Raw genomic sequence first — 14,184 nt, 5'->3', positions numbered from 1 at the left:
TTGATGTGGTTGAGGTGGTGCGTGCGGGGGGTTCGTTGGATGGTGTGGGTGTGGTGCAGCCGGTGACGTGGGCTGTGATGGTGTCGTTGGCTGAGTTGTGGCGTTCTTTCGGTGTTGTGCCGGATGCGGTGGTGGGGCATTCGCAGGGTGAGATCGCGGCGGCTGTGGTGTCGGGGGCGTTGTCGCTTGGGGATGCGGCTCGTGTGGTGGCGTTGCGGGCGGGTGTGATCGGGCGTGAGCTGGCCGGGTTGGGGGGTATGGCGTCGATTCCGCTGCCGCTGGCGGAGGTCGAGGAGCGCCTTGCAGGGGTGGAGTGGGTTGGTCGGCTGAGTGTGGCCGCGGTGAATGGTCCTTCCAGCACGGTGGTGTCCGGTGATGCCGACGCGATCACGGAGATCGTGGCCGCGTATAAGGGTGAGGAGGTGCGGGCTCGGCAGGTTCCGGTCGACTACGCGTCGCACTCCGCGCATGTGGAGCGGATCGAGGCCGAGCTCATCGACGTGCTTTCTCCGATCACGCCGCGCCGTTCGGAGGTTCCGTTCTATTCGACGGTGACGGGCGAGCTGGTTGATACGACCGAGTTGGATGCGTCGTATTGGTACCGCAATCTTCGGCAGACGGTTCGTTTCGAGGAGACGGTCCGGCTGCTCCTGGATCGGGGCTTCGGCACCTTTGTCGAGTCCAGTGCGCATCCGGTGCTGGGTATCGGTATTCAGGAGTGTGCTGATGCGGCCGGGCTGGATGTGGTGGTCAGTGGTTCGTTGCGGCGTGAGGAGGGTGGCTGGGAGCGTTTCCTGACCTCGGCCGCCGAGTTGTTCGTCCGTGGCGTCGACGTCGACTGGAGTGTCTTCTTCGACGGCACCGGGGCCAGGACCGTCGACCTGCCCACCTACGCCTTCCAGCACGAGCACTACTGGCTGGAGAAGACAGCTGCTCCCGCAGCCGCCGCCGCCGAGGCCTCCGGTCCCGAAACCTGGCGCTACCGCACCACCTGGAAGGGCCTGAGCGCCAAGGATCCTGACGCCCGCCTCTCCGGGCGCTGGCTCCTCGTCCTCCCCGAGGCACTGACCGGTTCCCCGGCCGCCGAGTCCGCCCGACAGGCCCTGGCCGACCGGGGCGCCACCGTCGAGCCGTTCGCCGTGAACCCGGCCACCGCCGACCGGTCCCTGCTGCGGGCCCGGTTCGCCGAGTCCGCCGACCGGGCCGGGACCGAGCCGCTCACCGGCATCCTGTCTCTCCTCGCCCTCGCGGAGGGCGCGCACCCCGACCACCCGGCCGTCCCGGTCGGCCTGGCCAGTACCCTCACCCTCGCCCAGGCCGCTGCCGACGCCGGCACCGAGGCCCGGCTGTGGGCCGTCACCTTCGGCGCCGCGGCCGTGTCCCCCGCCGAGACCCCGTCCCCCGTACAGGCCCAGGTCTGGGGCCTCGGACGGGTCGCCGCCCTCGAACTCCCCGTCTGCTGGGGCGGACTCGCGGACCTGCCGGCCGACGCCGACGCCCGCGCCTTCCAGCAGCTGGCCGGCATCCTCGCCGCCCCGGGCACCGACGACCAGGTCGCCGTCCGCGCCTCCGGCACGTACGGCCGCCGCCTGATCCAGGCGCCCGCCGCACCGGCCGCCGCCGTGACCCGCCCGCGCGGCACCGTCCTCGTCGTCGGCGACATCGCCGCCGTGGCCGGCCCCCTCGCCCGCCGCCTGCTGACCGGCGGCGCCGAACGGATCGTCCTCGCCGGGCTCACCGGCACCCTCACGGACGAGACCGCCGGGACCGAAGGGCCGCTCGCCGCCCTGGCCGACCGCACCACCGTCGTTCCCTGCGCGCTCGACGACCAGGACGGACTGCGCGCACTCCTGGCCGAGCACGCCCCTACCGCCGTCTACGTCGCCCCGCCGACGACCCCCCTCACCCTGCTCACCGAGACCACGATGGAGGGCTTCGCCGCCTCCGTCGCGGCCAAGACCGACCTCGCCACCCGTCTCGATGCCCTGCTGGCGGACGCGGAACTCGACGCGTTCGTCGTCTTCTCCTCCGTCGCCGGTGTCTGGGGCGGCGCGGGCCAGGGCGGCTACGCGGCCGGAACGGCGTACCTCGACGCCCTCGCCGAGGGCCGCCGCAGCCGCGGACTGCCCGCCGCCTCCGTGGCCTGGACCCCCTGGCAGAGTGTCGCCGTCGGCCCCGCCGCCGAGCAGCTGTTCCGTACCGGCCTGTCCTTCCTCGACCCGGAGCGCGCCCTCGACGTGCTCGACGGGATCGTCGGACGCGGCGAGACCGGCATAGCCGTCGCCGACATCGACTGGGAGCGCTTCGAGCCCGCGTACACCGCCGCCCGGCCCTCGGCCCTCCTCGACGAACTGCCCGTCGTCCAGCGGCTCCGGGCCGCCGAGCGGGCCGCCGCCGACGAGCGGGACAGCAGCGGCACCGGCCTCGCGGCCACCCTGCGCGACAAGACCGGCCAGGAACGGCAGCGCGAGCTGGTGCGCCTCGTGCGCACACACGTCGCCGCCGTGCTCGGCCACGCCACCGGCGACGGCATCGCCTCCGAACGGCCCTTCAAGGAACTGGGCTTCAACTCGGTCACCGCGGTCGAACTCCGCAACCGGCTCCGGGAGGCCACCGGCCTGAGCCTGGCCCCCTCGCTCGTCTTCGACCACCCCACCACCGAGGCCGTCGCCCGCCACCTCGGCGAGCTGGCCGGCGGAGTGCGGGAACCCGACACCGCGGCCCCGTTCGCCACCACGCCCGCCGGCGGCGACAGCGAGCCCATCGCCATCGTCTCCATGGCCTGCCGCTTCCCCGGCGGCATCAACACGCCCGACGAACTGTGGCAGCTCGTGACCCACGGCGGCGACGCCATCACCACCTTCCCCACCAACCGGGGCTGGGACCTCGACGGGCTGTATGACCCGGACCCCGAGGCCCAGGGCCGCACCTACGTCCGCGAGGGCGGGTTCCTCCACGAGGCCCCCGACTTCGACCCGGAGTTCTTCGGGATCTCCCCGCGCGAGGCCCTCGCCATGGACCCGCAGCAGCGGCTCCTGCTCGAAACCTCCTGGGAGGCCTGCGAGCGCGCCGGATTCGACCCGAACGTCCTGCGCGGCACCCGCACCGGCGTGTTCGTCGGCACCAACGGCCAGCACTACATGCCGCTGCTGCAGAACAGCGAGGAGGACTTCGACGGCTACCTCGGCACCGGCAACTCCGCCAGTGTCATGTCCGGCCGCCTCTCGTACGTCTTCGGCCTCGAAGGCCCCGCCGTCACCGTCGACACCGCCTGCTCGGCCTCGCTGGTCGCCCTGCACCTGGCCGTCCAGTCGCTGCGCCGGGGCGAGTGCGGCATGGCCCTGGTCGGCGGCGCCACCGTCATGTCGACCCCGGAGATGCTGGTCGAGTTCTCCCGCCAGCGCGTCATGTCCCCCTCCGGGCGCTCCCGCGCCTTCGCGTCCGGCGCCGACGGCGTCGCCCTCGGCGAGGGCGCCGGCATGCTCCTCGTCGAACGGCTCTCGGACGCCGAGCGCAACGGGCACCCGGTGCTCGCCGTCATCCGAGGCTCCGCCGTCAACCAGGACGGCGCCAGCAACGGTCTCACCGCCCCCAACGGCCCCTCTCAGCAGCGCGTCATCCGCCAGGCCCTCGCCGACGCCGGACTGCGTCCCGAAGACGTCGACGCCGTCGAGGCGCACGGCACCGGAACCGAGCTCGGCGACCCCATCGAGGCCCAGGCCGTACTGGCCACCTACGGCGAGGCCCGGCCCGCCGACGACCCGCTGTGGCTCGGCTCGGTCAAGTCCAACATCGGTCACACCCAGGCCGCCGCAGGCGTGGCAGGCGTCATCAAGATGGTCCTCGCCCTGCGCGGCAGCACACTGCCCCGCACCCTCCACGTGGACGAGCCGACCCAGCGGGTCGACTGGACCACCGGCGCGGTGTCCCTGCTCACCGACGACGTGCCCTGGCCCGAGCGCGCCACCGCGCGCCGCGCCGCCGTGTCCGCTTTCGGTATCAGCGGCACCAACGCCCACGTCATAGTCGAGGAGGCGCCGCGCTCCGACACCGCGGCCGGTCCCACCGAAGACAGCGGCCAGGACGACAGCCGGGCCACGGACTGGTGGGACGAGGTCACCGTCCCGCTGCTGTTCTCGGCCCGCTCCGACTCGGCCCTGCGCGCCCAGGCCGCCCGGCTGCGCGCCGGGCTCGTCGAGCACCCCGGCATGCACCCCGCCGACGCCGGCTACACCCTGGTCGCGGCCCGCTCCCGCTTCGAGCACCGGGCCGCCGTCATCGGCGAGAGCCGTGAGGAACTCCTCGACGCACTCAACTCCCTCGCCCAGGACCGGCCGCACCTGGCCGTGCTCCGGGGCACCGCCGGTCCCGGCGACCGCATCGCGTTCGTCTTCCCCGGCCAGGGCTCCCAGTGGCCCGCCATGGCCGAGGGGCTGCTCGACCGCTCGCCGGCCTTCCGTGAGTCCGCGCAGGCCTGCGACGCCGCCCTGCGTTCCTACCTCGACTGGTCCGTCATGGACGTGCTGCGGCAGGTGCCCGGAGCCCCCGCGCTCAGCCGCGTCGACGTGGTCCAGCCCGTGCTGTTCACGATGATGGTGTCCCTGGCCGAGGCCTGGCGGGCCATCGGGGTGCACCCCGACGCCGTCGTCGGCCACTCCCAGGGCGAGATCGCCGCCGCGTACGTCTCCGGCGGACTCTCCCTCGACGACGCCGCCCGGATCGTGGCCCTGCGCAGTCAGGCCTGGCTGACCCTGGCCGGCAAGGGCGGCATGCTCGCCGTGTCCCTGCCCGCCGAGCAGATACGTGTCCGCCTCGCGCGGTTCGGCGACCGGCTGTCCGTCGCCGCCGTCAACAGCCCCGGCACCGCCGCCGTCGCGGGCGACCCCGAAGCCCTCCGCGAACTCCTGGAGGAGCTCACCGCCGAGGGGATCCACGCCCGCGCCATCCCCGGCGTCGACACCGCCGGGCACTCCGCCCAGGTCGACGCCCTCAAGGACCACCTCATGGAGGTCCTGGCACCGGTGTCCCCGCGCACCGGGCAGATCCCCTTCTACTCCACCGTCACCGGCGGACTCCTCGACACCACAGCCCTCGACAGCGCGTACTGGTACCGGAACATGCGCGAGCCCGTCGAGTTCGAGCTGGCCACCCGCTCCCTGATAGCGGACGGCTACGAGGTCTTCCTGGAGCCCAGCCCGCACCCGATGCTCGCCACCTCCGTGCAGGAGACCGTCGCCGACGTCGGCGGCCGGGCCGCCGTGCTCGGCACCCTGCGCCGGGAGAAGGGCGGCGCCCGCTGGTTCGGCGCCGCGCTCGGCATGGCCCACATCAACGGGGTCGAGATCGACGCCGACGCCCTCTTCGGCACCGACTCCCGCCGCGTCGACCTGCCCACCTACCCCTTCCAGCGCAAGCGCTACTGGTACCACGCGCCCGCCCGCCGCGGCGACGCCGCCGGCATCGGCATCCGCGAGGCCGGCCACCCGCTGCTCGGCGCCGGCGTCGAACTCCCCGAGTCCGGCTCGGTCGCCTACACCGCCCGGCTCGGCTCCGACACCCAGCCGTGGCTGGCCGACCACGCCCTCATGGGTACGGCCCTGCTGCCCGGCGCCGCCCTGGTCGACCTCGCCCTGTGGGCCGGCCGCCAGCACGGCTGCAACCGCCTCGACGAGCTCATCCTGCAGGCGCCCGTGGTCCTCCCCGACAACGGCGCCGTCGAGCTGAACCTGCTCGTCACCGCCGCCGACGACGACGGCAGGCGCACCCTCACCGTCCACTCCCGCGAGGCCGGCGCCGACCCGGGCTCCCCGTGGCGCCGCCACGCGGAAGCAGTCGTGGCCCCCGCCGAGGACGCACCCGCCCCCGCCGGCCCGGCCGTATGGCCCCCGGCGGCCGCCCGGCCCGCCGACACCGACCCCGAAGCCTTCTACGAACGGTTCACCGACCGAGGCTACGACTACGGCCCGCTCTTCCGGGGCTTCTCCACCGGCTGGGCCGAGGGCACCACCGTCCACGCCGAGGTCGCCCTCCCGCCGCAGGCCGGCGACGCCACCGCCGGCTTCGGACTGCACCCCGCGCTCTTCGACGCCGCACTCCAGGCCATGAACCTCGGATCGTTCTTCCCCGAGGACGGCAAGGCCCGCATGCCGTTCGCCGTCCGCGGCGTCCGCCTGTACACAGAGGGCGCCGCCCGGCTGCGCGTCAGCATCTCCCCGGCCGGCGCCGAGGCGGTGCGCCTGCTGTGCACCGACGAATCCGGCCGGCCCGTCCTCTCCGTCGACGAACTCGTCGTACGGACCGTCTCCGACGACCAGTTCGCCATCGGCCCCGAGGGCCGCGCCAAGCGCAACGGCGCCCTGTACGAAGTCGACTGGCAGCCGCTGCCCACCGCCCAGGCCCTGCCCGTACGCAGGATCGCCGTCGTCGGCGACGACCACGCCAAGGTCGCCTCCGCGCTGGAGACCACCGGCACCTCCTGCGACTGGTACCCGGGCCTGGACGAACTGTTCGAAGCCGCCGCCGCCGGACAGGCGCCGGACACCGCCGTCGTCTCCTTCCCGCACCTGCCCCGCCCCGACGCGCCCTCCGCCCACACCACCGCCCACCGGGCCCTGGACCTCGCCCAGACCTGGCTGGAACACGGCAGCGCCCTCACCGCCACCACCCTCGCCCTGGTGACCCGAGGCGCCGTCGCCGCAGGCGCCGACGACGACCTCGACGACCCCGCCGCAGCCACCGTCTGGGGCCTGATCCGCTCCGCCCAGTCCGAGGAGCCCGGCCGCTTCGCCCTGCTCGACGTGGACACCGACTCCGTCAACGGCACCGCCCTGGCCGCCGCCCTCGCCTGCGGCGAACCCCAGGCCGCCGTCCGAGGCACCGATGTCCGCGTCCCCAGGCTCGCCAGGCCCGGCACCGACGCCACCCGGGGCGACAACCTCGTGCCGCCCGTCGACACCACCGCCTGGCACCTCACCACCAGCGGCACCGGAACCATGGAGGGCCTGCGCCTCGCCGAGGCGCCCGACACCCTGGGCGAACTCCGGGACGGGCAGGTGCGCGTCTCCGTACGCGCCGCCGGACTCAACTTCCGCGACACCCTCATCGCCCTCGGCATGTACCCGGGCGAAGGCGTCATGGGAGCCGAGGGCGCCGGCGTCGTCACCGAGGTCGGGCCCGGCGTGACCGGACTCGCCCCCGGCGACCGCGTCCTCGGCATGTGGACCGGCGGCTTCGGCCCGTACGCGATCGCCGACCACCGCATGGTCGCCCCGATCCCCTCCGGCTGGACCTACGCCGAGGCCGCGTCCGTACCCGCCGTGTTCCTCACCGCCCAGTACGCCCTGACCCGCCTGGCCAAGGCCGCACCCGGCCAGAGCGTCCTGATCCACGCGGCCGCCGGCGGCGTCGGCATGGCAGCCCTCCAGCTGGCCCGCCACCACGGACTGACCGTGTACGCCACGGCCAGCACCGGCAAGTGGGACACCCTGCGCCGCCTCGGCCTCGGCGACGAGGCGATCTCCGACTCCCGCACCCTGCAGTTCGCCGACGCGTTCCTCGCCGAGACCGGCGGCAAGGGCGTGGACATCGTCCTCAACTCCCTCGCCGGCGAGTTCGTCGACGCAGGCCTGCGGCTGCTCCCCACAGGCGGTCACTTCCTGGAGCTCGGCAAGGCCGACGTCCGCGACCCGCGGCAGATCGCCGCCGACCACCCCGGCACCGTCTACCAGGCCTTCGACCTGGTGCAGGCCGGTCCGGAGACCGTCGGCGAGATGCTCCGCGAACTGCTCACCCTCTTCGAGGCGGGGGTCCTGGAACCCCTGCCGCTGACGGCCTACGAGATCCGGCACGCACGCGAGGCGTTCCGCACCCTCAGCCAGGCCCGGCACACCGGCAAGCTCGTCCTCACCCTGCCGCCGTCCTTCGGGCCGTACGGCACCGTCCTGGTCACCGGCGGCACCGGCACCCTCGGCAGCATCGCCGCCCGCCACCTGGTCGCCGAGCACGGCGTCCGCCACCTCGTGCTCGCCGGCCGCCAGGGCATCGAGGCCGAGGGCGCCCGCGACCTCGCCGCCGAACTGACCGCCCTGGGCGCCGAGGTCGCCGTGCGGGCCTGCGACGCGGCCGACCGCGAACAGCTCGCCGCGCTCCTCGCGGACATCCCGCAGGACCAGCCGCTGACCGCCGTGGTCCACACCGCCGGCGTCCTCGCCGACGGCACCCTGCCCACGCTCACCCCCGAGGGCCTGGACACCGTCCTGCGGCCCAAGGTCGACGCCGTGCTCAACCTGCACGAACTGACCCGCGACCTCGACCTGTCCGCCTTCGTCCTCTACTCCTCGTCCTCCGCGCTCTTCGGCAGCCCCGGCCAGGGCGGCTACGCGGCGGCCAACGCCTTCCTCGACGCCTTCGCCGGCTACCGCCGCTCCCTCGGCCTGCCGGCCGTTTCCCTCGCCTGGGGCCTGTGGTCCAGCAGCAGCCGCATGGCCGGGCACCTCGACCAGAGCGGAATGCACCGCCGGCTCGCCCGAGGCGGCGTCATGCCCCTCACCGACGCCGAGGGACTCGCGCTCTTCGACGCCGCACAGGCCGTCGACAGCCCCCTCCAGGTCCCGATCCGGCTCAACCACGCGGCCCTGCGCGCGGCCGGCCCCGTTCCCGCCTTCCTCGGCTCGCTCGTCGGCGGCACGGAGAACCGGACCGACCGGCGCAGTCAGGACAGCCCCGAGGAGACCCTCGCCGACCGGCTCGCCGGCCTGGCCCCCCAGGAGCGGCAGGAACTGGTCCTGGAGACCGTACGGATCCACGCCGCGGCCGTGCTCGGCCACGGCGGACCGGAAGGCATCATCGTCGACCGGGCGTTCAAGGTGCTCGGGTTCGACTCCCTCACCGCCGTCGAGATGCGCAACAGGCTGGCCGAGGCCACCGGTCTGCGCCTGGCGGCCACCCTGGTCTTCGACCACCCGACCCCGGAGGCCCTCGCCACGCACCTGCGCCGCGAACTGGCGCCCGAGGAGGGGACCGCACCCGCGGCCGCCGCCACGGACGCGCGCGGCACCTCCGTCATGGCGGAACTCGACCGCCTGGAGGCCCTGTTCGGTGCCCTCGCCGGACAGACCGCCGACGGCACCGCCACCCCCGACGAAACAGCGCACAAGGAGATCGCCAACCGACTCACGGCCCTCACCGGCCTGTGGGGCGGAATCGGCGGCGGACCCGGCAGCACGCATCCAGCGGACGCGAAGGCCGAATCGGTGGCCGAGTCCATCGAGGACGCCGACGACGACGAGATCTTCGCATTCATCGACGAGCGGTTCTGAACCGCACAGCACGTGACGGGTGACGAGACATGGCGAACGAAGAGAAGCTCCGCGAGTACCTGAAGCGGACCACGACCGAACTGCACCGCACCAGCGAGCGCCTCAAGGAACTGGAGGCACGGGCCCACGAGCCGATCGCGATCGTCGGCATGGCCTGCCGCTTCCCCGGCGCCGGCTCCCCCGAGGACCTGTGGGACCTCGTGTCCGGCGGCACCGACGCGGTCTCGCCCTTCCCGGGCGACCGAGGCTGGGACGTCGAGGGGCTCTACGACCCCGACCCGGACGCGGCCGGCCGCTCGTACTGCCGCGAAGGCGGCTTCCTCGGGTCCGCCGGGGCCTTCGACCCGGCGTTCTTCGGGATCTCGCCCCGCGAGGCGGTGGCGATGGACCCGCAGCAGCGGCTCCTGCTCGAAACCTCCTGGGAGGCCCTGGAGCGCGCCGGGATCGACCCCCGGTCCCTGGCCGGATCCCGCACCGGCGTGTTCGTCGGCGCCTGGGACGGCGGCTACACCTCCGGGGTGCACGAGCCCTCCGCGCAACTGGAGGGCGACCTGCTCACCGGCGGGGTGGTCAGCTTCACCTCCGGCCGCATCTCCTACACGCTCGGCCTCGAAGGGCCGTCCGTCTCCGTGGACACCGCCTGCTCCTCCTCCCTGGTGGCCCTCCACCAGGCCGCCCGGTCACTGCGCTCGGGCGAGTGCGACCTCGCTCTCGCCGGCGGCGTCACCGTCATGTCCACACCCGCCGTCTTCGTACAGTTCTCCCGCCAGCGCGGCGTGGCCGCCGACGGGCGCTGCAAGGCCTTCGCCGAGGCCGCCGACGGGTTCGGCCCCGGCGAGGGCGCCGGCATCATCCTGGTGGAACGGCTCTCCGACGCCGTGCGCAAGGGACACCGCGTCCTCGCGGTACTGCGGGGCTCGGCCGTCAACCAGGACGGCGCAAGCAACGGCCTCACCGCTCCCAGCGGCGCCGCCCAGCAGCGCGTCATCCGCCAGGCCCTCGCCGACGCCCAGGTCACCGCCGGCGACATCGACGTGGTCGAGGCACACGGTACCGGCACCAAGCTCGGCGACCCCATCGAGGTGCACGCCCTCATCGACACGTACGGCAGCGCGCACACCCCCGAACGCCCCCTGTGGCTCGGCTCGTTGAAGTCGAACATCGGTCACACCCAGGCCGCCGCAGGTGTCGGCGGGGTCATCAAGATGGTGATGGCGCTGCAGGAGGGTGTGCTGCCGCAGACCTTGCATGTGGACGCCCCGTCCTCGCAGGTCGACTGGGAGGACGGCGTCGTCTCCCTCCTCACCGAGTCGCGTCCGTGGCCGGAGACCGGGCGCTCGCGTCGTGCGGGCGTCTCCTCCTTCGGTGTGAGCGGGACCAACGCGCACGTCATTCTGGAGCAGGCCCCGGTGCCGGATGTGGCGGGGGAGTCGGTGGTTTGTGAGTTGCCGGTGGTTCCGTTGGTGGTGTCGGCGAAGTCGGGGGCGGCGCTCGGGGTTCAGGCTGAGCGGTTGCGGGATCGTGTGGGGGTGGAGGGTGCGCCGCGTCTGTTGGATGTGGGGTATTCGCTGGTGACGTCGCGGTCGGTGTTCGAACACCGTCAGGTCACCGTTGGCGCCAGGGTTGTCGAGGACGTTGTGGGTCCGGTGGGTCGTCGGGTGTTGGTGTTTCCGGGTCAGGGGACGCAGTGGGTGGGGATGGGTGCGGGGCTGTTGGAGTCCTCTCCTGTGTTCGCTGCTCGGTTGCGTGAGTGTGCGGATGCGTTGGCGCCGTTTGTTGATTTTGATGTGGTGGAGGTGGTGCGTGCGGGGGGTTCGCTGGACGGTGTGGGTGTGGTGCAGCCGGTGACGTGGGCTGTGATGGTGTCGCTTGCCGAGGTGTGGCGTTCTTTCGGTGTGGTGCCGGATGCGGTGGTGGGGCATTCGCAGGGGGAGATCGCGGCGGCTGTGGTGTCGGGGGCGTTGTCTCTTGAGGATGCGGCTCGTGTGGTGGCGTTGCGGGCGGGTGTGATCGGCCGTGAGCTGGCGGGTTTGGGGGGTATGGCGTCGGTCGCGTTGCCGTTGGCGGAGGTCGAGGAACGTCTTGCCGGTGCCGAGTGGGCTGGGCGGTTGAGTGTGGCGGCGGTGAATGGTCCGTCGAGCACGGTGGTGTCGGGTGACGCGGATGCGATCGCGGGGATCGTGGCCGCGTATAAGGATGAGGGGGTTAGGGCTCGTCAGGTGCCGGTCGACTACGCCTCGCACTCCGCGCATGTGGAGCGGATCGAGGCCGAACTCCTCGACGTACTCGCTCCGGTCACCCCGCGTCGTTCGGAGATCCCGTTCTATTCGACGGTGACCGGCGAACTGGTCGATACGACGGCCCTGGACGCGTCGTACTGGTACCGCAATCTTCGCCAGACCGTTCGCTTCGAGGAGACCGTCCGGCTGCTCCTGGACCGGGGCTTCGGCACATTCGTCGAATCCAGTGCCCACCCTGTGCTGATCATGGGTATCCAGGAGACCGCCGAGGGCAGGGATGTCCTGGCCGGTGGTTCGTTGCGGCGTGATGAGGGCGGTTGGGAGCGTTTCCTGACCTCGGCCGCCGAACTCTTCGTCCGTGGCGTCGATATCGACTGGAGTGCCCTCTTCGACGGCACGGGAGCCAAGACCGTCGACCTGCCCACCTACGCCTTCCAGCACAAGGACTACTGGCTGGAGCCTTCCGCTCCGTCCGCGCCCGCCGCCGACCCGACCGGTACGGACTCCTGGCGCTACCGCACCACCTGGAAGGGCCTCGCGGAGCCGACGTCCGCCACCGCCCCGGACCTCTCCGGGCGCTGGCTCCTCGTCCTCCCCGAGGGCTCGGACGCCGACGCGGACGCGTTCGCCGACGCGGCCGAGGCCACCCTCGTCCGGCACGGTGCCCGTACCGAACGCCTGACCCTGGACGCGCACACCGCCACCCGCGAGACCCTGGCCGGCCGGCTCACCGAGTACGAGGCCGGCGCGGAAACCGCAGGAGCCTCCGCCCGGCCCATCGACGGCATCCTCTCCCTCCTCGGGACCGACCGGCGACCGCACCCCGAGAGCCCCGAGCTGGCCCTCGCCGTGCTCGGCACCACCCTCCTCGCGCAGGCGGCGGCCGACGCCGGCCTCACCGCGAAGCTCTGGGCCGTGACCCGTGACGCCGTCGCCGTCTCGCCCGCCGAACGGCCCGGCTCCGAAGGCGCGCAGGTCTGGGGACTCGGCCGCGGCATCGCACTGGAGCACCCCCTCCTCTGGGGCGGCCTGGTGGACCTGCCCGGGTCCCCCGACGAACGCGCCTGGCAGCGGCTGGCCGCCGCACTGGCGGGAATCGCCGACGAGGACCAGATCGCCGTCCGCGCCTCCGGCAGCTACGGCCGCCGGCTCGTTCCCGCCGCCGGCGTCCCCGCCCGCCGCACCTACACCCCCCGGGGCACTGTCCTGGTGACGGGTGGTACCGGTGCTCTCGGTGCTCATGTCGCGCGTTGGCTCGCGGGGGCCGGGGCCGGGCATCTGGTGCTCACCGGGCGCCGTGGTCCGGATGCTCCCGGGGCTGCCGGGCTGGCCGAGGAACTGCGCGCCCTGGGTGTCGAAGTCACCCTCGCGGCCTGTGACGTCTCCGACCGTGAGGCGCTGGCCGTCCTCCTCGACGCCCACCCGCCCACCGCCGTCTTCCACACCGCCGGCGTCCCGCACTCGGCCGCCTTCCTCGACACCGATGCCCACTCCCTCGCCGAGGTGTACGCGGGCAAGGTCGCCGGTGCCCAGCACCTGCACGAGCTGACGCGCACCCGGGAACTCGACGCGTTCGTCCTGTACGCCTCCGGAGCCGGAGTCTGGGGCAGCGGCGGCCAGAGCGCCTACGGCGCGGCGAACGCCGCGCTCGACGCGCTCGCCGAACGGCGCCGCGCCGACGGCCTGCCCGCCACCTCCGTGGCCTGGGGCCTGTGGGGCGGCGGCGGCATGGGCGAGGGCGCCGGCGAGGAGTTCCTCAGCAGTCGAGGACTGCGCGCCATGGACCCCGTACGGGCCGTGCAGGCCCTGGCACGGGCCCTGGACCGCGAGGACGGCTGCGTCGCGCTCGCCGACATGGACTGGCCGCTCTTCGCCAAGGGGTTCACGACGTTCCGGCCCAGCCCGCTGATCGGCGGACTGCCCGGCGTGGGCGGATCCGGCGGCGACGGAACCGCCGGGACGTCCGGCGGGCAGCCCGACGGAGCCGACACGGACGGGCTGCCCGCCAGGCTCGCCGCAGCCGGCCCCGCCGAGCGCTACGAGATCGTGCTCGACGAGGTCCGCGGCAGCGTCGCGGCCGTGCTCGGCCACACCGGACCCGAGGACGTCGACCCCGAAGAGGCGTTCAAGGACCTCGGGTTCAGCTCCCTCACCGCAGGCGAGCTGGCGGGCCGGCTCAGCCGCACCTGCGGCCGCAAGCTGCCCCCCACCCTGGTCTTCGACCACCCCACCGCCGCCGCCATGGCCGCCCATCTGGCCGAACTCCTCAGCCCGGCCGCCCCGGCAGGCACCGGTACCCCCGAGGAGCAGCGGATCAGGGCCGCCCTGGCCACGATCCCGCTGGGCGTGCTGCGCGACGCGGAGCTACTGGACACGCTGCTCGCCCTGGCCTCCGCGGCGCCCGGTACGGCGGCGCCCGAGCGGTTCTCAGGCGGCGGCGGGTTCGATGGGGCGGACCGGTTCGGCGCCGCCCGCGCAAGCGGCGACCTCGACGAGATCGCCGCCCTCGACGACCTCGACGAGGCCGCGCTGATCGAGCTGGCGCTGCGCGACGCGGCCTGAGCCGTACCCCAGCCGGCGGCCGCGAGAACACTGCTCCGTCCGAAAGCCGCTCCGCCCGACTCAGA

Annotated in this window: 2 protein-coding genes; both read left to right on the top strand. The window is 73.4% G+C overall.

Translation table 11 applies throughout. The annotated features are described in order from the left end of the window. Positions 1-9,317: SDR family NAD(P)-dependent oxidoreductase (locus tag ACGFU6_RS32610; RefSeq protein WP_393616183.1), on the top strand; the 9,317-nt coding region annotated here is incomplete at its 5' end. Positions 9,318-9,346: 29 nt separating this feature from the next. After that, entirely contained in the window at positions 9,347-14,119 is a 4,773-nt protein-coding gene (locus tag ACGFU6_RS32605) for an SDR family NAD(P)-dependent oxidoreductase (RefSeq protein ID WP_393616182.1), read from the top strand. Positions 14,120-14,184: the final 65 nt, after the last annotated feature.

The organism is Streptomyces sp. NPDC048462 (assembly GCF_043200175.1).
Classification (GTDB): domain Bacteria; phylum Actinomycetota; class Actinomycetes; order Streptomycetales; family Streptomycetaceae; genus Streptomyces.
This window is presented reverse-complemented; position numbering and strand designations above follow the sequence as displayed.

Coding starts and splice junctions, on each gene's coding strand:
- ACGFU6_RS32605 (WP_393616182.1), top strand. CDS start 9,347: ATGGCGAACGAAGAGAAGCTCCGCGAGTACCTGAAGCGGACCACGACC.